General features: G+C 55.5%; 19 protein-coding genes and 1 pseudogene. 9 read left to right on the top strand and 11 right to left on the bottom strand.

The annotated features are described in order from the left end of the window. The 3 genes and pseudogenes from ACFPU0_RS14500 to ACFPU0_RS14490 all read right to left on the bottom strand — a co-directional run. Positions 1-482 (bottom strand): annotated as a pseudogene (locus ACFPU0_RS14500) (4-hydroxyphenylpyruvate dioxygenase); the annotation flags it as partial. A gap of 446 nt (positions 483-928) precedes the next feature. After that, positions 929-1,776, bottom strand: a protein-coding gene (locus ACFPU0_RS14495) for an IS5 family transposase (protein ID WP_377693785.1) whose coding sequence is annotated in 2 segments (ribosomal slippage) — positions 929-1,440 and positions 1,440-1,776 — 849 coding nt in all. Because the reading frame shifts where the segments join, the coding sequence is not laid out codon by codon here. A gap of 356 nt (positions 1,777-2,132) precedes the next feature. Then, positions 2,133-3,053, bottom strand: coding sequence for a LysR substrate-binding domain-containing protein (locus tag ACFPU0_RS14490; RefSeq protein ID WP_377693784.1), 921 nt, complete (start codon positions 3,051-3,053; stop codon positions 2,133-2,135). Positions 3,054-3,248: 195 nt separating this feature from the next. On the opposite strand from ACFPU0_RS14490, the gene ACFPU0_RS14485 reads away from it, so the two are divergent. The 4 genes from ACFPU0_RS14485 (at position 3,249) to ACFPU0_RS14470 (ending at position 7,255) form a co-directional block, all read left to right on the top strand. Further along, positions 3,249-3,998, top strand: coding sequence for an SDR family NAD(P)-dependent oxidoreductase (locus ACFPU0_RS14485; RefSeq protein ID WP_377693782.1), 750 nt, complete (start codon positions 3,249-3,251; stop codon positions 3,996-3,998). Between the two features lie 95 nt (positions 3,999-4,093). Continuing rightward, the gene (locus ACFPU0_RS14480; protein ID WP_377693781.1) at positions 4,094-5,392 is read left to right on the top strand and encodes an MFS transporter; all 1,299 of its coding nucleotides are present in this window, start codon (positions 4,094-4,096) and stop codon (positions 5,390-5,392) included. 19 nt (positions 5,393-5,411) lie between these two features. Beyond that, positions 5,412-6,260, top strand: a complete 849-nt coding sequence (locus ACFPU0_RS14475; protein WP_377693779.1) for a transketolase — start codon at positions 5,412-5,414, stop codon at positions 6,258-6,260. Next, positions 6,257-7,255 (top strand): transketolase family protein, encoded by a 999-nt coding sequence (locus tag ACFPU0_RS14470; RefSeq protein ID WP_377693778.1) that lies wholly within the window; start codon positions 6,257-6,259, stop codon positions 7,253-7,255. The genes ACFPU0_RS14475 and ACFPU0_RS14470 overlap by 4 nt, the downstream gene beginning before the upstream one ends. Before the next feature lie 745 nt (positions 7,256-8,000). Here ACFPU0_RS14470 and ACFPU0_RS14465 read toward each other — a convergent pair. The 4 genes from ACFPU0_RS14465 to ACFPU0_RS14450 all read right to left on the bottom strand — a co-directional run bounded on the left by ACFPU0_RS14465 (position 8,001) and on the right by ACFPU0_RS14450 (position 13,902). Beyond that, the gene (locus ACFPU0_RS14465; RefSeq protein ID WP_377693777.1) at positions 8,001-10,316 is read right to left on the bottom strand and encodes a helix-turn-helix domain-containing protein; all 2,316 of its coding nucleotides are present in this window, start codon (positions 10,314-10,316) and stop codon (positions 8,001-8,003) included. Further along, positions 10,313-11,263: a TniB family NTP-binding protein gene (locus ACFPU0_RS14460; RefSeq protein WP_377693776.1), complete on the bottom strand. Its 951-nt coding sequence runs from the start codon at positions 11,261-11,263 to the stop codon at positions 10,313-10,315. Before ACFPU0_RS14460 ends, ACFPU0_RS14465 begins: the two co-directional genes overlap by 4 nt. Further along, positions 11,244-13,154, bottom strand: a complete 1,911-nt coding sequence (locus ACFPU0_RS14455; protein ID WP_377693775.1) for a transposase — start codon at positions 13,152-13,154, stop codon at positions 11,244-11,246. The genes ACFPU0_RS14460 and ACFPU0_RS14455 overlap by 20 nt, the downstream gene beginning before the upstream one ends. Positions 13,155-13,242: 88 nt before the next feature. Then, entirely contained in the window at positions 13,243-13,902 is a 660-nt protein-coding gene (locus tag ACFPU0_RS14450; protein WP_377693774.1) for a hypothetical protein, read from the bottom strand. A gap of 340 nt (positions 13,903-14,242) precedes the next feature. On the opposite strand from ACFPU0_RS14450, the gene ACFPU0_RS14445 reads away from it, so the two are divergent. Continuing rightward, a complete protein-coding gene (locus tag ACFPU0_RS14445; protein WP_377693772.1) occupies positions 14,243-15,169 on the top strand; it encodes a hypothetical protein in 927 nt (308 codons plus the stop codon). Positions 15,170-15,247: 78 nt separating this feature from the next. Here the strand turns inward: ACFPU0_RS14445 and ACFPU0_RS14440 are convergent, their stop codons facing one another. After that, a complete protein-coding gene (locus tag ACFPU0_RS14440; protein WP_377693771.1) occupies positions 15,248-16,246 on the bottom strand; it encodes a DNA-binding protein in 999 nt (332 codons plus the stop codon). A 180-nt stretch (positions 16,247-16,426) separates the two neighbouring features. On the opposite strand from ACFPU0_RS14440, the gene ACFPU0_RS14435 reads away from it, so the two are divergent. Together ACFPU0_RS14435 and ACFPU0_RS14430 are read left to right on the top strand one after the other, a co-directional pair. Continuing rightward, on the top strand, positions 16,427-17,335 hold the full coding sequence (locus ACFPU0_RS14435) for a site-specific integrase (RefSeq protein ID WP_377693770.1): 909 nt from the start codon (positions 16,427-16,429) through the stop codon (positions 17,333-17,335). A gap of 242 nt (positions 17,336-17,577) precedes the next feature. Then, positions 17,578-18,252, top strand: coding sequence for a hypothetical protein (locus ACFPU0_RS14430; protein WP_377693769.1), 675 nt, complete (start codon positions 17,578-17,580; stop codon positions 18,250-18,252). 158 nt (positions 18,253-18,410) lie between these two features. Here ACFPU0_RS14430 and ACFPU0_RS14425 read toward each other — a convergent pair whose 3' ends face one another. Both ACFPU0_RS14425 and ACFPU0_RS14420 read right to left on the bottom strand, forming a co-directional pair. Next, positions 18,411-19,328, bottom strand: a complete 918-nt coding sequence (locus ACFPU0_RS14425) for a hypothetical protein (protein WP_377693768.1) — start codon at positions 19,326-19,328, stop codon at positions 18,411-18,413. Positions 19,329-19,465: 137 nt separating this feature from the next. Continuing rightward, positions 19,466-19,648, bottom strand: coding sequence for a hypothetical protein (locus ACFPU0_RS14420; protein ID WP_377693767.1), 183 nt, complete (start codon positions 19,646-19,648; stop codon positions 19,466-19,468). Positions 19,649-19,873: 225 nt separating this feature from the next. Here ACFPU0_RS14420 and ACFPU0_RS14415 point away from each other — a divergent pair, with 225 nt between their 5' ends. Beyond that, a complete protein-coding gene (locus tag ACFPU0_RS14415) occupies positions 19,874-20,167 on the top strand; it encodes a hypothetical protein (RefSeq protein ID WP_377693804.1) in 294 nt (97 codons plus the stop codon). Positions 20,168-20,311: 144 nt separating this feature from the next. After that, positions 20,312-21,742 carry an IS1182 family transposase gene (locus ACFPU0_RS14410; RefSeq protein ID WP_377693766.1) on the top strand — a complete coding sequence of 477 codons (1,431 nt, stop codon included), beginning with the start codon at positions 20,312-20,314 and terminating at the stop codon, positions 21,740-21,742. 686 nt (positions 21,743-22,428) lie between these two features. On the opposite strand, the gene ACFPU0_RS14405 is transcribed toward ACFPU0_RS14410, so the two are convergent. Then, positions 22,429-22,710, bottom strand: a complete 282-nt coding sequence (locus tag ACFPU0_RS14405; protein WP_377693765.1) for a hypothetical protein — start codon at positions 22,708-22,710, stop codon at positions 22,429-22,431. Positions 22,711-22,757 lie beyond the last annotated feature (47 nt).

Here is a 22,757-nt window from a genome sequence, read left to right as displayed (position 1 = left end):
TCGATCAGCTTCAGGCCGGCACCTTTGGGATGGCGGTCGACGCCTTCGATGAACTCGAAGTCGATGTCGTAGATCGACGAGCCTTCGCCGAAGCGGTCGATCAGATACAGCGGCGCGCCGCCGATGCCCTTGATCGCCGGCAGGCGCAGTTCCATCGGCCCGGTGGGGATGTCGATGGGCTGGGCGCCCAGTTCCAGGGCGCGGGCGTAGGCCTGGTGCGAGTTCTTCACACGGAAGGCCATGCCGCAGACGGACGGGCCGTGTTCGGCGGCGAAATAGGCGGCCTGGCTCTTGGGCTCGTTGTTGAGGATCAGGTTGATCTCGCCCTGACGATACAGGTGCACGTCCTTGGAGCGGTGGGTGGCCACCTTGGTGAAGCCCATCATCGCGAAGATGGGTTCCAGGGTGTTCGGGGTGGGCGAGGCGAATTCGATGAATTCAAAGCCCATCAGGCCCATGGGGTTGTAGGAAATATTGGCCATGGCTGGTTCCTGTTGTGAGGAGGGCGGATTTCCGCTGAGATGCTTCTGAGTATTGATTTCAGAATGCGTAATTTGATTCCGTAATGCGTAATTTCCGGATATCTACCGGTTGTGTCAAGTGACGGATAGCGAGGTACTCATGAGCCGATATGAGATGGCTTTGGCAGGTTGAAGCTCTTCGCTTTGGTGCTGGCCGAGGCTTGCCGGCATCTCCAGCTAAGACTCAGCTCAGTTTGGGGAGGCAGGTCGAGGACCTCGGGATGTAAAAACTCGGACCTCAGATGGCGTTCTGGTCACGAAGAACATCTCATCGGAGTCGGCAGTTGGAGAGGCTTCAGGTCCATTGCAAGCACTGTCATGTTGCGCAGGAACACACGCTGGACGGCATGGGGCCGCAGTTGTAGCCGAAAAGCCGTCCCAAGTACTTCCACTGCAGGCCCCAAGTGCTAGGTTTTGTACGAAAAGTACTGCCGTAGACAGCGCAGCGTGCAGGCCAGCGTGACCATCGCGGCAAAACTCCTGGCCAACTTGTCGTAGCGGGTGCCGATCCTCCGGCTCTCTTTCAACCAGCCAAACATGCGCTCGATGATGTTCCGCTGTCGGTACTTCGGGCGGTCAAACAGCCGGGGTAGCCCTGGCTTGGGTTTACGCTTCATGGTGCGCTGCGGAATCACCGGCTGCATGCGGTAGCGGTCGCAGTACTGGCGCAGATGCTCGGCATCGTAGCCCTTGTCGGCCAGTAACCAGCGGCAGCGTTTGCGAGGCCGCCCCGGCTTTCCGGGAATGCGCACCGGTTCCAGCAGTGGCTGAGCCTGTGCAATGTCGCTGGCTTGTCCGGGAGAAAGCAGGAAGCGCAGAGGGACGCCGTTGGCATCGCAGACCAGGTGAATCTTGGTAGTCAGCCCGCCTCGACTGCGCCCCAGGGCATGGTCTAGCGGTTCTTCCGGCCCCCCTTTTTCCCGGCGCCTGAGGAGGCTCGGGTTGCGCGTACCACGGTGGAGTCGATCATCCAGGTGTCCAGGTCGATCAACCCTTCCTGATTCAGCCGGACGTGCAAGCGCTCGAGTATTTGGTCAAACGTACCGTCGTCGCGCCAGTCACGGAAACGCCGATACACCGTCGACCACGGGCCGAATCGTTCTGGCAGGTCGCGCCAAGCGGCTCCAGAGCACAGAATCCAGAAGATGCCGTTGAGTACCAGCCGATCATCACTGCGCGGGCGTCCCATCTTCTGCTCCGGGGAAACCAGATCCTTGATCAACTCCCAAGCTGCATCGGGGTAGCGCCTTGCCATGTGGGCCTCCGGCCAATCATGGCGGCGATTCTACCTGTACCGACTTTTCGTACAGAACCTCGGGTGGGTAAGGTCATCTCCTCGCTCGGGTGAGTCGGGCCTTGTTGAAAAACTCCCTTTGCGACTTTCGCGCACAGAAGTACGTGGCTGAGGTTGAAATTTTAGTCGTTGCCGAGGTGCCGAGGCCGAACTGCTCCAGATTTCGCGTAGCAACGCCTAAAACGGACGTTTTTTGCGATTCCGTGCGGGTGGAGCGGAGCAACACCGACATTTTCAACACAATCGGCCAGAAGCAGTCACTCAGCGTCTACAGGCTAAGGGGCGATTCAGCAGCCATGCACCGAATTTGCCGATGATCAGTAATTGAAGTCGTGTCCAAGCTGTTGCTGCATCCATTCCAGGAAGCGCCGCACCCTCGGTAGCTCCGCATGCGTTCGGGGGAAGACCAGATGATGAGCGCTGACGGAACTCCGGAGCCGCTTCTCGAAGACTGGCACCAATCTGCCTTGACTCACGTAATCCTGGGAAAGCAATGAGCTTTCCAGTGCGAAGCCGAACCCGTGGCTGGCGGCTTCCAGGCTCATGTACGAACGGTCGAAACTCAGCGCATAAGGGGCTTCAGGCAGCGAAAGTCCCTGTTGTGCAAACCATTGGGGCCATTGCACCAACGCTGCCTCCGACAGGATCAGATTTTGTCGCAGCAGCTCCTGCGGCTGCTGGATCGGCGCCCGTGCCAGCAGCGAAGGCGAAGCCAATACCGTCAACTGTTCGTGGCGGATAGTGCGTACTTCCAGGCTCGGCCAGTTCGGATAACCGTGACGGATATCCAGATCGATCTGATTGCGGCCGAAGTGCAACGACTCGTAGGAACAGGACAGATTGATCTGGATATCGGGGTGGCTGGCGCGGAACTGTTCTAGGCGCGGCAACAACCAAAGCAGGCCGAAGCTGGGCGCCGAGTGCAGGCGCAGATAGTCAGAGCTTGTCGCGCTGCCCGCCCGCTCGGTGGCGATGGCAAGGCTCTGTAGCGCGCCAGACACGTCCCGCAGGTACTGCTCGCCGGCCGGGGTGAGCGTCACGCCTTTGGCCGTGCGCAGGAACAGCGGGCGGCCGATCAAGCTTTCGAGATTGGCGATTTGATGGCTGACGGCAGAGGGCGTGAGGTTGAGTTGTTCGGCGGCGCGGGCGACGTTGCCGAACCGCGCTGCCTGCTCGAAGGCCTGAATCGCTTTGAACGGCGGTAGCTGAATGGGCTTTTTATCCGACTCGTGTTGCATCTCATCTCCTGCATCTTTCGGGGCTTTGCGGCGACGCGCGAACTTTGCACCTCTGCCACGGGACTGCCCAGTGCTGAATTTTTTTCAGCATAGGTTGAGTCGGGCTGCGTTGCCCGGATGGGGTTGTGGACTGAATCTGTGCCCATCGGTTCTCCATGAACCGGCGTCCATAACAACAAGTATCCGGAGCAAAAAATGCTACTCGAAAGCAAAATCGCAATTGTCACTGGAGCTGCCTCTGCACGCGGTATCGGCCGCGCTACCGCCAAGGTCTTCGCCGAGCAAGGTGCTCGTGTGGCCATCCTGGACCTGGACCTGGAGGCTGCCCGCCAGGCGGCAGCGGAACTGGGAGAAGGTCATCTCGGCCTGGCCGCCAACGTGGCCGACGAAGCTCAAGTGCGCGACGCCGTAGCCCAGGTGTTGGCCCAGTACGGCCGGATCGATGTGCTGGTGAACAACGCTGGCATCACCCAGCCGGTGAAGACCCTGGAAATCACTGGCAAGGATTTCGACCGCATCCTGGATGTAAACCTGCGTGGCACGCTGCTGATGTCCCAGGCTGTGATCCCCACCATGCGCGTGCAGAAGTCCGGCAGCATCATTTGCATGTCATCGGTTTCCGCCCAGCGTGGCGGCGGCATCTTCGGTGGTCCTCACTACAGCGCCGCCAAGGCCGGAGTACTGGGTCTGGGTAAAGCCATGGCCCGCGAGTTGGGTGCGGACAATATCCGAGTGAACTCAATCACCCCGGGATTGATCCAGACTGATATCACCGGCGGCCTCATGCATGACGAGCGTCGCCACGCCATCATCGAGGGCATTCCCCTCGGCCGCCTGGGTGCGGCAAGCGACGTCGCCAACGCGGCGCTGTTCCTGGCCAGTGACCTGTCCAGCTACCTGACCGGCATCACGCTGGATGTGAACGGTGGAATGCTGATCCACTGACGAGCCCTGCCTTTCGGCTCGCGATGTTCGAAATCTGAGGCCCGGCGTGCCTCCAGCCGCCGGGATCTTCAATAAAAACAAGAGATCAGATCAACATGACGACGATAGCCCTCGATGCGGCTTCGGCCGCACGCAGCAATGCCTACCGCAAGACGGCGTGGCGGCTGATGCCCTTCCTGATGCTGTGCTACCTCTGCGCCTACCTCGACCGTGTCAATGTTGGCTTCGCCAAGCTGCAGATGATGGACGATCTGGCCCTGAGCGAGGCCGTTTACGGCCTGGGTGCCGGCATGTTCTTCATCGGCTACTTCCTCTGTGAGGTACCCAGCAACATCATCCTGCACAAGGTCGGAGCACGACGCTGGATCGCCCGCATCATGATCACCTGGGGCATCATTTCCGGTCTTTTCGCCTTTGTAGAAACCGCATGGCAGTTCTACACGCTGCGCTTCCTGCTTGGGGTTGCTGAGGCGGGTTTGGCACCGGGCCTGTTGCTTTATCTCACCTACTGGTTCCCGTCCTATCGCCGCGCCAAGATGACCGCGCTCTGGTTTATCGCCATTCCGCTGTCGGGAATGATTGGCGGACCGCTGTCAGGTTGGATCATGGAGCGTTTCGCTGGTGTCCACGGCTGGGCCGGCTGGCAGTGGATGTTCGTGCTGGAGGCCATTCCCACGGTGCTAGTCGGCCTACTGGTGCTGAGCTACCTGAAGGATGGGGTGGATAAGGCAACCTGGCTCAACGACGACGAGAAGGCGCTAATCCGCAAGGAGCTGGCCGAGGACGAGAAGCACAAAGTGACACATGCTTCGCCGGCCGCCTTCATCCGCGATCGACGCCTGTGGCTGCTGGCTGGTATCTACTTCTGCGTAGTGATGGGGCAGTACGCAATCACCTTTTGGCTGCCGACCCTGGTGCGCAACGCCGGTGTGTCCGAGCCCTTGCATATCGGACTGCTGACCAGCGTGCCCTACCTCTGCGCCATCGTGGCGATGCTGCTGGCTGGCCGTAGTGGCGACAAGCACCGGGAACGTCGCTGGCACCTGGCGATTCCGATGCTCGCCGGTGCCCTGGGCCTCTCACTGGCCGCTGCGCTCGGTAGCAGCCTGACACTGTCGATTCTCAGTCTGTGCCTGGCAGCGGCCGGAATCCTCTCGGCGTCCTCGCTGTTCTGGATGCTTCCCACCACCCTGCTGGGTGGTGTCTCCGCCGCGGCGGGTATCGCCGCAGTCAATAGCTTTGCAAACCTTGCCGGCTTCTGCTCGCCGTACCTGATCGGCTGGGTGACGACCACCCTCGGCAGCAACGCCATTGGCATGTACCTCATAACCGCCGTGCTGGTGTTCGGAGCCTTCCTGGTCTCCCGCGTGCCGGCCAATCTGGTCAACCGTTGAGATCGAAGGAGTCCCGACGATGAGTTCCGTTTCCACCGATACCGGTTCGCTCTCCCTCGCAGAGCGCGCCTACAACATCCGGCGCAATGCCCTGCGCATGGGCCAGGTCCAGGGCCAAGGCTACATCGGCCAGGCCCTTGGTGCCGCCGACCTGCTGGCCGTCTCCTACTTCCACGCGCTGCGTTACGACGCGGCCAACCCGGAGTGGGAAGGCCGAGACCGTTTCTACCTGTCGATCGGCCATTACGCGATCGCTCTCTATGCGGCACTGATCGAGGCCCGGATCATTCCGGAGGAGGAGCTGGAAACCTACGGCAGCGACGACAGCCGCCTGCCCATGTCCGGCATGGCCGCCTACACCCCCGGCATGGAGATCACCGGCGGTTCGCTGGGCCACGGATTGGGCATCGCGGTGGGGGCCTGCCTGGGCCTGAAGCGCAAGGGAGCTGACCAATTCGTCTACAACTTGCTGTCCGATGGCGAACTGAACGAGGGCTCCACTTGGGAAGCGGCGATGTCCGCCTCTCATTGGAAGCTGGACAACCTGATCGCCATTGTCGACGTGAACAACCAGCAGGCCGATGGCTACTCCACCGAGGTACTCGCTTTCGAGCCCATCGTCGACCGTTGGCAGGCATTCGGCTGGTTTGTCCAGCGCGTGGATGGCAACGACCTGGAGCAGTTGGTGCAGGCCTTCGACGCCGCACGCGACCATAACGGGCCACAGCCCCGGGTAATCATCTGCGACACCCGCATGGGTAAGGGCGTGCCCTTCCTCGAAATCCGCGAAAAAACTCACTTCATCCGCGTCGACGAAAACGAGTGGGACCTTGCCCTGGAAGCCCTTGAAGCTGGGAGCCGTCAATGAACATCGCTACCCCCCCGAAGAAGCGCCTGACCACCTCGGCGATGATCGCCTCCATCGCCTCCGAGGGGCAGCCCACCCGTCCGGCCCCCTTCGGGCATGCGCTGGCGGGGCTGGCCCGCGAACGCGCCGACATCGTCGGCCTGTCGGCGGATCTGTCCAAGTACACCGACCTGCATATCTTCGCCAAAGAACATCCGGAACGCTTCTACCAAATGGGCATGGCCGAGCAGTTGCTGATGAGTGCCGCCGCCGGCATGGCCCGCGAAGGCTTCACGCCCTTCGCCACCACCTATGCAGTATTCGCCTCGCGCCGAGCCTATGACTTCATCTGCATGGCCATCGCCGAAGAAAACCTCAACGTGAAGATCGTCTGCGGTCTGCCGGGGCTGACAACCGGCTACGGTCCAAGTCACCAGGCCACTGACGACCTGGCGATCTTCCGCGCCATGCCCAACTTGATGATCATCGACCCTTGCGACGCACTGGAGATCGAGCAGGCAGTTCCTGCCATCGCCGCGCATCAGGGCCCGGTGTACATGCGGCTGTTGCGAGGCAACGTGCCCCTGGTGCTAGACCGCTACGACTACAAATTCCAGATCGGTAAGGCGCAAACCCTGCGGGGCGGACGCGATGTGCTGATTATCTCCACTGGTTTGCTGACCATGCGCGCTCTGGAAGCGGCCGAGAAGCTCCAGGCAGATGGCGTCGACGTATCCGTGTTGCACGTGCCAACGATCAAGCCCCTGGACGAGGCCACTATTCTTGCCGAGACCCGAAAGCCAGGTCGGCTGGTGGTCACGGCGGAGAACCACTCCATCGTGGGTGGTCTGGGAGAAGCCGTCGCCGGGCTGTTGATGCGCAATGGCGTTACCCCCACGTTCCGTCAGATCGCCCTTCCTGATGCCTTCCTCGATGCTGGTGCTCTACCAACCCTGCACGACCGCTACGGCATTTCGACCGATGCTGTGGCAAGCCAGATCAAAGGTTGGTTGTAGTTGTTCAAGGCCCTCCCTGCACCGGGAGGGTCACTCCATTCCGGGGACGGATTTACCGATGGCTGTTTTGAGGCGCTCGAGCTTCGTAGACGATTCGGAACCTCATTGGATGGCCGCTTGTGGCTGTCTGCGGCAATTCCCAAACGTCCGCTATGGGCTTGACGACTGACTGCTCCTAGCCGAAATTGGAGCTGCCCACCAATGAAAAGGGCCGGTGAGCGTTGCCCACCGGCCCTTTCGCTTACTCTCTTCTACCCCAATTCCTTTTGGGGCTAATGGCCTTGCCCTGTTACCAAACGCCAGCCTGGACCGGCGCCGCTGCCTCCCCAGGCAGCGGTTGCGCACCGTCTCGGTGCATCCGTTTCAACATTCAGTGAAAAAGTTTCAGTGTTTGTTGAAAAACTACGCTTGCCATAGATTTTCAGAAAACGATGAAATCCCCGTTAAGTAAATCAATGACTTAGGGGTGCGTTTTTCAGCCAAAACTGAAATGAATTGTCAAAAAAAGTGAAATCGTCAATTGTGCTGTCAACTAATGCTGAATTCAGGGTTGCCTGAGCGCCGATTTGCAAAAGCACGATTGAGCTCAAAAAAGCGTAACGTTAGTCCCAGAGCAGTGGTAGGACAGATAGCGTCGAGGGCGCGCGCGATGGGGAAAGTGGCCAGGGATGGCGCTTGTATTGTGTGCGAGGGCGCAGCGTTGATATTTATTTAATGGATATTTGGATTGTGTGAGCTTTCTTCATTAATTGTTTTGGTTTTTAAGGTCGAGTACCAGTTTTCTCTCTAGAAGAGTGGGGGATAGTGGGATGCCGCTGGGAGGATTTGCAGTTTCAATCTTTCCGCATTTAATCAGGTTTCTTGTGAATCTCGGAGTGGCACCCAGCATAGAATCTGCCTGAGTGCATGTGCAGAATTCTTCCAGGACTTTGATAACGTTACTTTTGTCTTCAGGTTCTAGATATAGGATGCCATCAATTTTGATGTGCTTTATGTAGCCGCTAAGAAGAAAGAGTTTGCTGAAAGATTGAAGTGATATTTTATACTGCTCGAGTATTCTGGATGCTGGAGTTATCCTGTTCAGATAGTCCTGAATTGCTTTAAGTTCGATGGATGAGAATTTCTTTATTGATTGATAATGCTTTTGGCGGTAGGGGAGGATGATTGCTTTCGTAATAATAGACAGGCTTTTTCTTGTCGTTCCGGTCAAGGAGCATGCCTCGGAGAATTTAACCAGCCTGTTGCTTGAGTGCTCTCTGTAGAAAGTCTGAGCATTGGTTTCTGTTGTTTTAATTGTTTCTTTGCATATGTCGCTTCTGTCGAACAATGTTGTATCTCCACTGCCGACGGTTTTTCCAGTTACTGGAGTGATCCCGTGGGCAGCCAGTATTGCTGTGGTCTTGTTGCGGGGGAGTAGCAGGGTTTTAGATGCCTCGGATACGCCTATATATTTTTTATTGAAATTTTCTACTTCAATTTTGGGTATCAGGTATTCTCCAAACTTGGCCTTGTGAGTGGCGTTCAGTACGCCATTTTTTATGAATTGCCTGATTGTTGTTCTGTCAATTTCAAGTAATTTGCTGGCTTCTGATGTGCTGTAATAGTTAGTTCTTTCGTTGCTTTCTATTGTTGGGAGTTGGGCGGAAAACTTGTGCTGTGCTTCGCGCGTACGTGGTGGGTAGCTTTCGTTGAGAGTTGCTATCACTTGTTTTGCAGATTTTCTTGAAATCACGGTGGTGAACTTTGATTCATGCGCCAGTGGAATTGTCGTGATGGCTAGATGTTTGACTATTGTTTTAATGGTGTTGATGGTGGAATTTGTTTCGTGGGCAATTGTTTGAATGCATACATATTTACGATCGAAGTTTCGGACAGCGGCTGATGAAATTTCGTGAGGGCCTTTAATTGGCGTGTACTTCTTGCCAAGCAAACCGGAATTTACTAACTCTCTGAGAACATGCATGCATACCTTTAGATGATGGGCCGCAGTGGGTAGATCGACGAATTTGCCAATCTCCTTCTTCGGGGGAGCAAGCCTGCGCCTCCAGGTGATCAATTCAAGAATATGCTTTATTGTTGCTGCTTCTTGTTGGCTGAAGGTGGAGCATCTCTTTTCTTTTTTGGGGAACAGTTTGTGCTTGCGAATAATTTTCCATTGTTTGTTGTTTATGCCGAAATGATTGAGAAGTTGTTGTGTAGTTAAGGCGAGGGTCAGGTCTGAAGGATGACGTGGGGCAGGTCTATCACTGGATAGCTGGTTTAATATGAATGATTTTATGTGTGGCGGGGTGAGGTGGCTTAGCTTGGCAGCAATGAGGCTCTCGTCAATTAAGCTTATGCTGCTGAATAGGTTCTGAAGACTTGGGACGATTATTTCCATATCCTCAACGGCTATGGCTAATGCAGTGGTAAATATTCTTCTATTTATGGATGGATTACTATTTTGGCTCCCTAGCCCAAGACTCTGAAGTGTGGAGGCGAACAAATCAAACGAGTGTTGAGAGTTGCTTCTAAGTAGTCTAAGTAATTGTTTCTCCGGTCGAGCTTCCGCCTCGGAGCATCGAGGGGACTTGATCTTTTCTCCACATTTGCATTCGACTGTTATTTGATTGTGCCACGTGAATCTGCGCTGGCACTTCGGGCAAGAGTGTAGGTATTTCCGGCAATGGTAAGGACAATTTTCTGCTAGTGAGAAATCTTTTATGATTTTTTCCCAGCCCTCACTGCAGCATTCGCTACATATGGCGGCGCCCTTGAATCGGATCAGGCGTTTTTTGACTTCAATATTGTTGATCATTAGGTTTGAATTTGATAGCACCCTGTGGGCGGCTTTATAGAAGCCGAGTTTTAATGGTTCAGCATACTCTCCGGCTTGATGGCTTAGATGCTCTGTTACAATAGAGTCCTGCCTCAGTAAGTTGAAGCGCACAGGCAAGTCGTGGAAATAAAATGAAATAAACCTATCGATGGAGCGGTAGCCGTTTCTGATTGCCGCCCGTTTCAGCAAGCTTGTAGGGCTTTCCTCTGGTAGGGGGAGCGGAATAAAGGCAAGATCTTTCATCTAAGACTGTCTTGGATAATGGAGTAACTTTTAGTAAGGCTAAGTTCAAAGGGGTTGTCGTCTTTGGCTAGGCTGGATTCTAGCTCGATAAATGAACAAGTTTCGATAAAGTCTGAGAGGCCTAGTACTCGGTCTCCACGCTCAAGGCATATTTGAAAGGCATTTGAGAGTATCAATCTTAAGTATTCAAGGTTTCCTTGTGTTGCTACGAAGAGTCGCGTGGCAATAGTTGGGTCAGTTAGGTGGAGTCCTTTTCTTAACTCTCCTATTTTGTAGAGTTCCTGGTCCAAACACTGCAGTGTCAGTGAGTAGTCTGAGTCTTTACGCTCGTCAAAAGCCAGGTGCTGAAGCTCTGCGATGAATGGGTAGCGCCTTGCAAGTGCGGGATTTCTGTATATTACTTCCTTGCAGTCTGCATATCCGACTACTATTATGGGTATTTTGGATCTGTTGAGCAGGCTAAGAAGCCAGTCAGTTACATGTTTAGCTGTCTTTATAGTTTCTGGCCTAGCTAGTAAGTGGAATTCATCAATAATAACGAACGCTGTTCGGCACGTTTTCAGGAGTTCAAGAATGCGGAACTCCAGGTCAACGGTGTCTCCTTGAGGATCCGGGCATTGCAAGCCAATCAGCAGTTCTTTTGCAAACGACTTTATGGTTGCTTCTGCAGGAACCTCGCACTGAAGTGCAGGGATGGTCTGGTATAGTCCGTCGACATTCACTTCTAATTTAGATCTTGAATATATTTCGCAAAACAATTCACGCAGAGTTGATTTTCCGCTTCCTGATGGGCCGATGACGATTGCGGATGAAGGAATACCTCGGCGCCGGGTACACTCCACGGATTTTTCGAGGAGTGCGTAGGCTGTTCGAAAGCTGGGATAGAAGACAATTTTCGTCTCAAACAATCTAACTTTGTTATCTATCTCATCTATGCCATTGGTCAAGGTGCACCTCCATGACTTGAGCGACAGCAGGGATCTGGCTGTTGGTTAAGTGCTTTTGGGGGTCGATTTTGGATCGGGTCTTTGATTTCTTGACCGATCCATTATTTGCGGTGGGTAGGCTAGAATTGGACGAACCACTTTCTTCCGAACGAGCCCGTTTCTTTCGGGCGCGCTTTCCTTTGGAGTTAGCTAGCCTGAGGTTGATTCGTACACGATTGTCTCTCGCTTCTCGAAAGTCGAATGTCCGTTCCTTCTCTTTCAGTTCGGCCATTACTAACCGGTGCATGTGCATGGTTAAGCCGGTCTGGTAGTCGGGGTCAACAGCATCGATGCTATATATGTCGTCCGGGGCATCAGGATGGCACACCCAAGCTGTGCCAAGTTCACTGGTGTCATAGTAAAGTGTAAGTTTGTCTTTTTTACTATTCAATGTACTGAGATAAGCTACGGCGGGGCCGGTCCATTGCAAGTGATCAAAACCGATGCGGCCATTAGCCGGAGTGGCGACCTTCCTACTAAGGAACAGCATTTTGAGATCTTTGCGAGAGTATCTTTTTGCAGGGAAGGCGGGGTCTGTATGGGCTTCCCAGAATCTATCCGGCGATGTGCCTAAGCCAAGATGAAAGTCGCTGTGGTAGACAGAATCTAGCCAGTCTTGGAAGTTCTCACGAACTTGTTCCAAGGTGAAGATGGCTTCGGCTTCTGAATCATACTCTCCCCGTTCTTGAATATTAGAAAATGTAGTGCCCTTCATGTGATGGATAAGTCCAGTCGTAAGTGTCCTGAACCACCGCTCGACGAATGGCTTCTGGTTAGGTTCTCCGGGTTCGCAGAACATGATTTCGGCACCCAGTAAGGTCAGGCAGTCACGAAGTTTTTTGGCAACAAACTCAGGACCATTGTCAGCGACGTAGAGCATGGCCAGGCCGTTGCGTTCATATTCGCTAGAAAGTGACATTTTGATCGCGCGTATCGTTTTCTCGATGCTGGGAGGGTTTAGGGAAATGTCCCAGCCGATGATGCGTCGCGAACGAACGTCAAGGACAACTGTCAAATACGGCCTGCCCAGGACTTCACCATACGCATTGACGACAATAATATCCAAAACTTGGGTATCACACTCTGCGCGTTCTAGTAAGTGTCGCAATCTACGAATCTTCTTGCTCCAACTTTGATTCTTGATTGCAGTGCGTCGACCAAGCTGATGGAATTCTGTTTCGTATTTGTCGAGTTCGCGTATTATTCGACGAAGCGTAGACTCGCTAGGCACCATCAACTGGTCGGCACTTGATCGCTTGCTATTAAGGTCCTCAATACTGAAAGTTATCGCTTCAACTACTGCGCTGATAGTTGCAGGTGTCTCGGAATGGTACAGTAATTCAATGTTGTGGTTTATGAGGTCCTGAATTTCTTCTGGCTGTTTTTGTATCCTGTACGTCTTCTTTTTAGCTCGCAAGGATACCAGCGATATTGGATTCTCCCCGGCGCGAAGGTAGGTTGTCGTCCAATTGTATATACTGATGTAACTTGGAGGGTGTGCATCACCGATTTGAGCGCCGATTTCCGCTGCGAGTTCTTCGGTCCGTTCTTTCGGTAAAGACCCATTAAGTTCTTCCAGAACGCCGTGGACGTAGGCCAGGCGTCTATTTAATCGCTCCCTGATTTTTTCTGTAAGGCCGGCAATGATCTTGTTGACTTCTGCCAGTAAGGGTGCCTCTTGTACTTTGAAGAAATATCCTCTTCGGTGCGCTATAACCAGTGTGTCGTAGCTTTGGAAACAGATATTTTTCCGTTGCTGCACACTCCTGAGTTGAATGCGTTTTCCAGTAATGGCGATGATTTCAAACAACTGCATACGATACTGGTAGCGTTCGCCAACCTTGAGTTCCAAGCTATCGGCGCGGTCGCTATTGCTGTCACCTTCGCACTCGCACTCGCACTCGCACTCGCACTCGCACTCGCACTCGCACTCGCTCTCACTATGCATGGTCGCCTCTGCACTGAAGCTGTGTCCGGGTGTCAAAAGGGCGCTGAAGGTCGGCTACAACCAGTCCATAGAACACTGCAAAAGCAATGTCCTGGGGAGAGGCGTGGTGGTCCAGGAGTTCCTGGACAGTCAATTTTCGCCGTGGTGACTCGTAAATGAGTGAGGAAACGTGGGAGGCCGATCGCCGATCAGCTCCAAAGCTTTTGTGGTAGAGCAAGTGCAGGTTCGGTGTTCTGACAGGGTGCCAAAATTGGCTGTCACTAATACACTCCAACGGATAACCACATTGGGCGAGGAGGGTCTGAAAGTAGCTCAGTCGGTCGCGGGTTGGGGCATCGCTTAGCGCTGAATTCGTTTTAATTTCATAGACGACCACGCGTTTGTCCCGAAGCCTTGCGGCGAAATCTGGCGTGTAGCGTTGCCGGCGGTGGGTCAGTGCCAGAGTAAATGGCTGCGAGTGGTAGGTGGTGATGATCGGAAGGCGTTCAAGCTCCAAGCAAAATGCGGCTTCGAGGAGCGACTCACAGGCGACGTTTCCACCGTTCTTGCGTGACGGAATAAAGGTGACGTGCTTACCGTACTTACCCCGGCGGAGTTGCGGGGCTGGCAACAAAGAAAGTGTGCTTTTCAGCTCATCCGGTATTGAGATCATAGCGGCCCACCCTCCCGAGCCGAATCTGCGGGTTGTGTTTGCCCACGGGGCTGGGCTGTCCCCATCGTTGATGTGCGGGCGCTCTCTGCACTTCCCTCCGGACACTTGCCGCCTTTTCCGCGAATGAGCGCTGGAAGCGGCTTCGCGGGCGGCGGAACGATATCCGTGTACTACTAGGATCCCCCTCTGGTCATACTCCCGCTAGCCCCTGCTATGGGGCCAATACCGCTCTATCTCGGGATAAAAAGTTTTCGCATGCGTCGGCGACCTCACCGTGTACACCAAACGGTACTAAACCCTTACGTACGGAATTACGTCCTGTGCACCGGGGAGACATATCGTGTACACCGCGCCTTACTACACGCCTCGTGAACTTGAATCGCCCATCCGGCAGGCCCTGGGCAAGCTGTTAGTCCATACTTTGGCGGAGCAGGCTGGAGTCGACCACACCGGAGCCGCCCTCGCGCGCTGGTATGAGCACCAGGGTGGGCAGGGCTACTGTGAACGAAGTGACAAAAGCTGGAGGCTGTTTTTCAAAGGAAGAGTCCTTTCCGAAGACTTGCAAGCCGAGTTAACCGCACGTTTCCCGGTTCTTCGTGAGGTGTTGAGCAACATCCTTTGGCCGACTCTGTGCACCGACGCTCGGGGTGGGGCATCCTGGGGGGCGCTATCTAATGAGCTTGGTGAGGAGCTCAGGTTGGATCTCGCCACATCCAAGGGGGTTGGCTGGCTGTCGAGGTGTGTGTCGTTAAATTATTTGAGTATTCTATTTCTAATAATTCGAACCAAGTCGATCTGGTATACCGCAAGTCGAGTGCGTGCTAGTCTCTTGTTTACCAAGTATCTGCAGGTGCTCTGCGTTACCTCTCCGTTATCGTATATTGCCGACGAACTCTATCAGATAGTTGATACACTTATTCGGCGTCAAAACCTTTACGAACTCAGGAATCATTCGGACTGGCCGCATTCGTCCGAATACTTTCACGCTGGCGTGGACAAGTACCGTCAACTTATCGGGGAGTTAACGGGTAGGGGGTGGTTCGACGATAAAAGTCGGGACCTATCGATATTTATGGCCATGCTGATTAACCACCCACGTGACTTCAAACAGCTTCCCGAACTGCTGCACTGTAGAAAACCTGATTGGATTGCGGCACGGGTCCGCCGTCAAGTGTGCGCGCTGGGTGAGTGGCAGAAAGAGATACAATCACTTCGCTGGAAATTGGAACACTTTCGCGGTGAAGACAGCTCAATGTCCGTCGTTTAAGACGGGTACTACGGCAACATTCGAAAGATGCCGTTTTAGGCGCGCTCACTGCTGGCTGTGTTCGCAAGGTTACCTGTTTCACTCGCTATCCAGAGTGCCGCTATTGGTTGATTTTGAAGAGGCTTGGACTTCCGGGCTATCCGCAGCAATGGAGCGCTTCAGGAGGTGCTTTTGTAACTGGAGTAGTTGTACACGCTGTTGCTCACCGTGTTGCTGCATAAGTGCTAGCTCGGCCTGCTTTTGCTGGAGACGCTCTTCCAAAGCCGCTCGTTCAGTCTGCCGGTTGATCAAGTCTTGTTGCAGGGTGTTGATCGTCGCACGTTGCTTTTGTAGTTCCTGGGCCAGAAGGCGCTGTTGCTTGACATGCTCACTGCTGGCGGCCAGTAGCCGCTCGTTATCCCGATTCAGCGTAGCAAGCTCTTCTAATCGAGTTGACAGGGTGTGCTGAAGTGTCCGGATTTCAGCTTGTAGGTGTTGAGTCTGACTGTCATGCCGCTGCAGCTCTTGGTCGCGCTGCACCTGGCTGGCTTCCCGAAAATGGGCCAGCGCATCACGCGCATGCTGATGTTTGTCTTCCAGCGAGCGCAATTGAGCGGCGCGCTCGTCCAGAAGCTGCTGCAAACCTGCTTGGGATTCCAGCAATCGCGTGCGATCTACTTCATTGCTATGGAGCTGACTGCGCAGGAGGCCGCAGTCGGTGTTCAGGCTGTCGAGTTGAAGCCGCAACTGGTCGTTGTCCGCTCGCAACTGCTCGATCCGCTCGGCACTGAACTGCCGATGGCTGCGGTATTCCTGCTGTTGGCGAGCGACCGCTTCTCGCTCCGCCGCGACGGAGGTTTCGGCCGCCTGACGGAGTCGGTCTGAGAGACCGGAAATGAAGCTGGTGATCTCTTCGTTCAAGCCCGGGCCTTCGGGCACAGGTGTATCGAGTTCTTTGAGGTAGCGTTGAATGGTGCTTTTCGACCCGGTATTCCCCAGTTCGATACGCACGGCGTCAATGCTGGGGCGGACCCCGCGTGCCAGGAGTGCGTCCCGGGCCTTCTGCACTAACGCCTTGTTGATGCCGCTACGCGCCATGGCGCTGTCACTCCGACGATTGCGTGGTGTGACATGGAGTATGGAAGTACAGCTGTACCGGTACCTTAGTTTGGAGGGTTTGGCCGGACGAACTGACGCTTGTGAAGCGGGCATTCTCAAACCTCAGCGGGGATGGAAGCGGGGAAGGGCAGTTTTTCCAGTACGCAGGAGGGCGAGACGGTGACGGAGAAGGTCGATCGCTACCGGCAGGCCGCGCGACGCGAGAGCACCGAGCGCCGCTATCAGCAGGCGCTCGCGCATTTCGAGGACACCTGGGGCGGCTTCTTGCCGGCCAGCAGTGAGGCGATTGCCCGCTACCTCGCGGACTATGCCGAGACCCTGGCCAGCTCGACCTTGCGGGCGAATCTCGCCGCCCTGGCCCAGTGGCACGTCAGTCAGGGCTTCTCCGATCCAACCAAGGCGCCGCAGGTGCGCGAGGTGCTCCGCGGCATCCAGGCCTTGCACCCTCGGCTGGAACGGCAGGCAGAGCCGCTGCAGTTGAGCGAGTTGACCCGCTGCATCGACTGGCTGATGGCGCAGGAACAAACGGATGACCGGGCGCTATTGCACTGCCGGCGGGATCGCGCCCTGATCCTGCTCGGCTTTTGGCGGGCGTTTCGCAGCGATGACCTGTGCCGGCTGCGCGTGGAGTTCATCGACGCGCGGCCAGGGGAGGGAATGGAGCTGTTCTTGCCCAGCAGCAAGGGCGACCGCGACAACACTGGGCGGTCGTTCACGGTGCCGGCCTTGAAACGTCTGTGTCCGGTGGAGGCCTATCTCGACTGGCTCGCGGTATCGGGCTTGCGCCAAGGGCCGGTATTTCGCGCGGTGGATCGTTGGGGCCACCTGGGGGAGACGGGACTGCACGCCTACAGCACCTCGCGCATCCTCCGCCGGGCGATGGTGCGCAGTGGCCTGGAGGGTGAGCGCTTCAGCAGCCATTCCTTGCGCCGCGGCTTTGCCACCTGGGCCAGTCGCAACCGGTGGAGTGCCAAAGCGTTGATGAGCTATGTCGGCTGGCGCGATGCCAAGACCGCCTTGCGCTATGTCGAGCCGGAGATGCCGTTTGGCGAGTTGCGCCGCGAATAGCGAACATGCGTCTCACCTGATGTGCTGGGCTCAGCCGCGACGCCTGTTATGGCTGACTCTGCCTGCCGCATAGAATTATGGTCGCGACCATAATTGCTCATAAATCAGCCGCGCTAACGGATTCTGACGCCAAAAATACATTCCCCTATGCAACGCCTTTCCGTCAGTTGCCAGCAGTCAACCACGGATAGATTGAATATCATTGAATTTAGATATCCATGATCGCAGGTTGTGAGGCAGCTATGAGCCTGATCACTGAACGCGTCGAGATTCGATCCAACCTGACGGGCGACATGAAAGCCCTCTCCGCGCGCCTGCGAGCGGAAAAGGCTGAGCAAGCGGTCGTCATCACACTGGATCATGCCTCGGGGGAAACACTCGCTGCGTTGGGCGAAGCGCTGGAAACGGCAGCTCGCCTCATCACCGACACCATGCTCAAGACCCAGCAAGCTACTGTGGAACAGATTATTTCGCTGCTGGTGCCCAAGCTGCCCATACGGCCGGCAGTCTTCACGGAAGCGCAGATGCTGGCCAAGGCCAAAAAGACCGTCTTGGAGAGCGGCAGCTGGGTGTCTGCGGGAGACATCGCGAGCCTGGCCGGATTCACTTCCAGGAACTCGAGCTCGCAACCGAACCGATGGAAGCGAGAGCGACGAATCTTCGCCATCCGCCACAACGGCAGCGACTACTTCCCGATCTATGCCTTGGACAAGGAGGCGGGGTATCGCCCGCTTCCGGCCATGGCCGAGGTATTGAAAGTGTTTGACGGGCAGAAGGATGGCTGGGGACTGGCGTACTGGTTTGCATCAGTAAACAGCTGCCTTAGTGGCAATCGGCCCCAGGACCTCCTCACAGTCGCACCGGCTCGTGTCATAGCTGCAGCCGCAGATGAGGTTGCCGGCGTTACTCATGGCTAAGGGGGCCGCTCACTCCAGGCTCAGACACCAATCTTCATGTCTCACCGTGTCTGTAAGCACAGTGAGGCCTATCAATTGGGCCGACTCGTTGCCTGTACCCGGGCTTGGACATAGCCCGCGGGTGCCGATCCTCTCTCCGTTCGCCGGTCGGGTCCTCGTCATCGATAGGTTTTGCCCCACATAAAGTGCTGTGAGGCGATGAAGGCAATGCTGCCGGCGTACACTGAGAGTGCGATGCCTTCATAAATGGGGAACTGCTCGATCTTGTAGAATTCCGGGAAGTACAGCGCTCGATAGCGTCCTATGTCCCCGCGGATTCGCTCAAACCTGTCTCCAAGATTGGGTACTTGGAGGAGATCAAACATCTCAAAGGCATTCTCTTTTAGGGCTTGATCAAGTCTGTTCTCAAGCTGCTCAAGACGTGGTCGATGAAGATTGTGGAGTTCTCGGTACTCCTTTAATGCTTCAAGAGTTTCGCTGAAAACGTCAGGTTCTTTATCGGCGGGTATCCTGGCGTACAGCTCTTTTATATTGTCCAAGAAGTCATTTGAGCTATGTACGTATTCCTCTGGTGTTTGTGATTTCTTTCTGTGGAAGAGTGAAAGAAAAGAGGGCCTCGCTGAAGCCTGTTCGTACCTGAGCGCATCGTCTTTGATGAACTTTAAAAACCTGATCCGGCTGGTTAAGTTTAGCCCAGTTTGATAGGTAAGTTCAGGGTCGTATGCTTTCATCACCACGTTTATCGCTGCGTGGAAGCAATGCCTAAGGTAAGGGTGGCCGGCGTCCGAGGTGTCAAATTTGTCGAGATTCTCACCTATCCTGATACTCGCTCTGAGCGCTGGACCTGATAGTGTGCCAACTATTTCTTCGAACTCCTTGCTGACCTCGCTGATTAAAACTACATATTTTTGACTTGCACCAGTTAGGGCGATATCTGAGGCCAGCCTTAGATGATTGCTGGATACTTCGTGAATTTGTTGGCTAGTAGATTTGGCGTTACCTACTGAGTGTCTATAAGCGAGGAAAGCTATGCACAAACTGAACAGCGAAATGAGATCAGAAATCTTTATTTCCACGTAACAATCCTGTCTGGTGGGATAAGAGCAATGTAGTTAGTACGTGTCAGGCGTCACGTCGACAGGCCCGCCGGGCTTGCCGAGAAGTGGTGCGCTCGAACAAACAGGAAGAGCCCCAAGGCTCTTCCTGCCGGACCCTACTTACGGCGTCCGTCTCGCTCCTGAGCCACGCCCTTAAACGGCGTGCCATCGGATTTCACGTCCATAAAGCGGCCGGTATCGGTGTCGCGCTTCACGTAGGTGTCGCTCTGAGGGTTGTAGGTCTGGGTGCGGTCTTTGACCGAGCCCTTCCGGTAACCCTCGCCAGTGTTGGTAGCCATTAGCCATCCCTCTTTGCGGCTACGGCAGCGGGTGCCGCTCCCTTGCAGAGCCCCACGCTCTACCCGAACGACATAGGGGCAAGGTAGAGTCATTTCAATATTGCTGCGCCATCAATCGCGAGCGTCGTGTAACGCGAAGTTTCAGGGGCGAACGACCTGAGCCAGCGCGTGGAGGCAGGGGGCAGAACCATTACGGGTGAGACGTCGAACGCAGAGGAGATAGGGGTGAGCGAATACCACGGCATGCGCTGGTTTAAAACGGACTTTCAGGTCCAGACGCCTGAAGACAACCGGCATTGGGCCGATGACGACCTGCGTCTGCTCAGTCCGCGTCAGACCACGTTAGAGGAAAAGGTCATCTCCTCTGCTCGGCAAGAACCCCGAACCAGCCCCTTCAGCCGCCGCTTTGGCGGCTCTTTTTTGGGGGCGCAACGGCCCTGCCAGCAAGTTGAAGCTAGTGACTCACCAATGGCTGCTTACAGTTGCGGATTCAATCGGTCGACGCAACAGATTGGCTAAAGCATTCAGCAGGTGTTGCGTCGACCGATTGAATTCACAGCCGATAGCAGCCGTTCTTCACCGGCGGCTATCGGCCCAGACCGTGTAAAAACGTGGCCAGCGCCCTTGCTATGCTGCCGACGAGTTTCATAGCGGGGGCGGTCCATGAAGCGTTTCATCCAGGGTGAGTGTCGAGGCCAAAGCACACTGCTGCCCGAGAGCCTGGATGACTACGTGGCGGACACCAATCCGGTGCGAGTGGTCGATGTATTCGTCGATGAACTTGACCTTGGCCGACTAGGTTTCGACGGCGTGGTCCCGGCGGAAACTGGTCGGCCTGCTTACCATCCTGCTGTTCTGCTGAAGATCTACATTTACGGCTACCTCAACCGCATCCAGTCCAGTCGCCGCCTCGAGCGCGAGGCGCAACGCAATGTCGAGCTGATGTGGCTCACCGGCCGCCTGATGCCGGACTTCAAGACCATCGCCAACTTCCGCAAGGACAACGGCACGGCGATTCGTCGGGTCTGCCGGCAGTTCGTGGTGCTGTGCCAGCAGCTCGGTTTGTTCGCCGAGGCGTTGGTGGCCATCGACGGCAGCAAGTTCAAGGCGGTCAATAATCGCGACCGCAACTTCACCAGTGCCAAGCTGCAACGGCGGATGGCGGAGATCGAGTCCAGCATCAGCCGCTACCTCACCGCGCTCGACACTGCCGACCGCCAGGAGCCGGCGGTGGCAAAGGCCAAGGCCGAACGCCTGCACAGCAAGATCGCGGCGCTGAAAGCCAAGATGCAGGAACTCCAGGCCATCGAGACCCAGCTTGAGGCCACCCCAGACAAGCAGATCTCCCTGACCGATCCCGATGCCCGTTCGATGAAGACGCGCGGCAGCGGAATGGTTGGCTACAACGTGCAGGCGGCAGTCGATACGAAGCATCATCTGATCGTGACGCACGAAGTCACCAACGACGGCGTTGACCGTGACCAACTGAGTGCCATGGCCACGCAGGCGCGGGAAGCCATGGGCGTCGAGGAACTCTCAGTGGTCGCCGACCGGGGCTATTTCAAGAGCGAGGAAATCCTCGCCTGCCACGAAGCTGGCATCACCGCTTTCGTGCCCAAGACACTGACTTCGGGAGCAACAGCGGCTGGCCGCTTTGGCAAAGGTGACTTCATCTATGACGGAGCCAAGAACGAGTACCGCTGCCCGGCAGGGCAAAGCCTGACCTGGCGCTACTCAAGCGTCGAGAAAGGGCTGAAGATGCACCATTACTGGAGTTCGAACTGCCAAGGGTGTGCGTTGAAGGAGCACTGCACACCCAGTTCAGAGCGTCGGGTGAGTCGCTGGGAACATGAGTCGGTGCTCGACGCGATGCAGTCCCGCCTGGATCAGGCACCGGAGATGATGCGCATCCGCCGCCAGACGATGGAGCATCCGTTCGGCACGTTGAAGGCCTGGATGGGCGCCACCCATTTCCTCACCAAGACGCTCGAACGGGTGAGTACGGAAATGAGCCTGCATGTGCTCGGCTACAACTTCAAACGGGCGTTGAACCTGATGGGCAATAGTGCGCTGATGGCGGCAATGAAGGCCTGAAATCCCGTTTGCTGCCCACTGAACTCGTCGCACAGCATCGTGCAAGTCGCACTTGCCCGAATCACCTGAATGCCTCGGATGGACACGCCAAGCAACCACGAGGCCGCTGGACGCTGCTAAAACCATGCAATGTCCAGCTATCCATCACTCGCTGCGTTTTTACACAGCCTGGGCCAAAAGCTGCCAATTGACGAAGAGGATTTCAAACGTTCTGTCGCTGGGGGCAGGAATTCATTAGGACCCGGCCGTTGATTCATCAATGTCCTCAGACAGGGAATCGAGGCACTTTTGGTGCCTCGACTGGTACACGGCTTTTGCTAAAGAGATCACCAGTCAGCTTGTGGCTTGTGGTGTTTGGCGACAACGCCACCAAAAAAGTGCCCCAGCATTGCTGGGGCAAAATGAGGACCTGCGAGGAGCGAGCCGACACAAAGTGCGCCTCACCAAGCCCTCACGTGGGAATCAAAGCTGAATCTGTTTGCAGGACGCAGTTGAGATCCGCCTCATTCGCCCAGATAGGCCCCTTGTACCTGCTCGTTGTGCAGCAGGTCCTTGGCATCCCCTTCCAGAGCAGTTCGACCGCCATCGGGTCACGTTATGTGAGGCTTTCAAGCATCTGGAATTTCTTCTGCGACTATACGAAAAACGGTCCAGATCGGGTGCCTCGGCGAAAGTAGATTCAGGCATCAACTACGAATTAACCTCGAAACCATTCGTTTAGAGCGTTTTCCTTGGGGCAGGTGGCGACCATTTTTGAAAACCTGCACCTGGCTTCCTTCGGAGGTGTAAACCACCATACCGCCTGCCAGGTACTCAACATCGAAGGTCGCAGGTACATCGTCCCCTTCTACGAGAATCCTCACCGAGGCATGGCTTTCGATCCAGAACTCGCTGGAAAGCGGCTCGATAACCAGTAGCAACCGCTTAGGGGCCCCATTGATGAATCGGAATTCTTGGTTGTTATTCATTTTGTAGCCTTTGTGCTCCAACTGACGCGAAGCGTTACTGCCAAAAA

It is taken from the genome of Pseudomonas sp. GCM10022186, from assembly GCF_042656385.1.
GTDB lineage: Bacteria > Pseudomonadota > Gammaproteobacteria > Pseudomonadales > Pseudomonadaceae > Metapseudomonas.
This window is presented reverse-complemented; position numbering and strand designations above follow the sequence as displayed.

Excerpts from the sequence above, each read along its gene's own strand:
- ACFPU0_RS14430 (WP_377693769.1), top strand. The coding sequence starts at position 17,578 with ATGAGCCTGATCACTGAACGCGTCGAGATTCGATCCAACCTGACGGGC.
- ACFPU0_RS14440 (WP_377693771.1), bottom strand. The coding sequence starts at position 16,246 with ATGGCGCGTAGCGGCATCAACAAGGCGTTAGTGCAGAAGGCCCGGGAC.
- ACFPU0_RS14475 (WP_377693779.1), top strand. The coding sequence starts at position 5,412 with ATGAGTTCCGTTTCCACCGATACCGGTTCGCTCTCCCTCGCAGAGCGC.
- ACFPU0_RS14490 (WP_377693784.1), bottom strand. The coding sequence starts at position 3,053 with ATGCAACACGAGTCGGATAAAAAGCCCATTCAGCTACCGCCGTTCAAA.
- ACFPU0_RS14465 (WP_377693777.1), bottom strand. The coding sequence starts at position 10,316 with ATGAAAGATCTTGCCTTTATTCCGCTCCCCCTACCAGAGGAAAGCCCT.
- ACFPU0_RS14480 (WP_377693781.1), top strand. The coding sequence starts at position 4,094 with ATGACGACGATAGCCCTCGATGCGGCTTCGGCCGCACGCAGCAATGCC.
- ACFPU0_RS14470 (WP_377693778.1), top strand. The coding sequence starts at position 6,257 with ATGAACATCGCTACCCCCCCGAAGAAGCGCCTGACCACCTCGGCGATG.
- ACFPU0_RS14420 (WP_377693767.1), bottom strand. The coding sequence starts at position 19,648 with ATGGCTACCAACACTGGCGAGGGTTACCGGAAGGGCTCGGTCAAAGAC.
- ACFPU0_RS14450 (WP_377693774.1), bottom strand. The coding sequence starts at position 13,902 with ATGATCTCAATACCGGATGAGCTGAAAAGCACACTTTCTTTGTTGCCA.
- ACFPU0_RS14485 (WP_377693782.1), top strand. The coding sequence starts at position 3,249 with ATGCTACTCGAAAGCAAAATCGCAATTGTCACTGGAGCTGCCTCTGCA.
- ACFPU0_RS14410 (WP_377693766.1), top strand. The coding sequence starts at position 20,312 with ATGAAGCGTTTCATCCAGGGTGAGTGTCGAGGCCAAAGCACACTGCTG.
- ACFPU0_RS14405 (WP_377693765.1), bottom strand. The coding sequence starts at position 22,710 with ATGAATAACAACCAAGAATTCCGATTCATCAATGGGGCCCCTAAGCGG.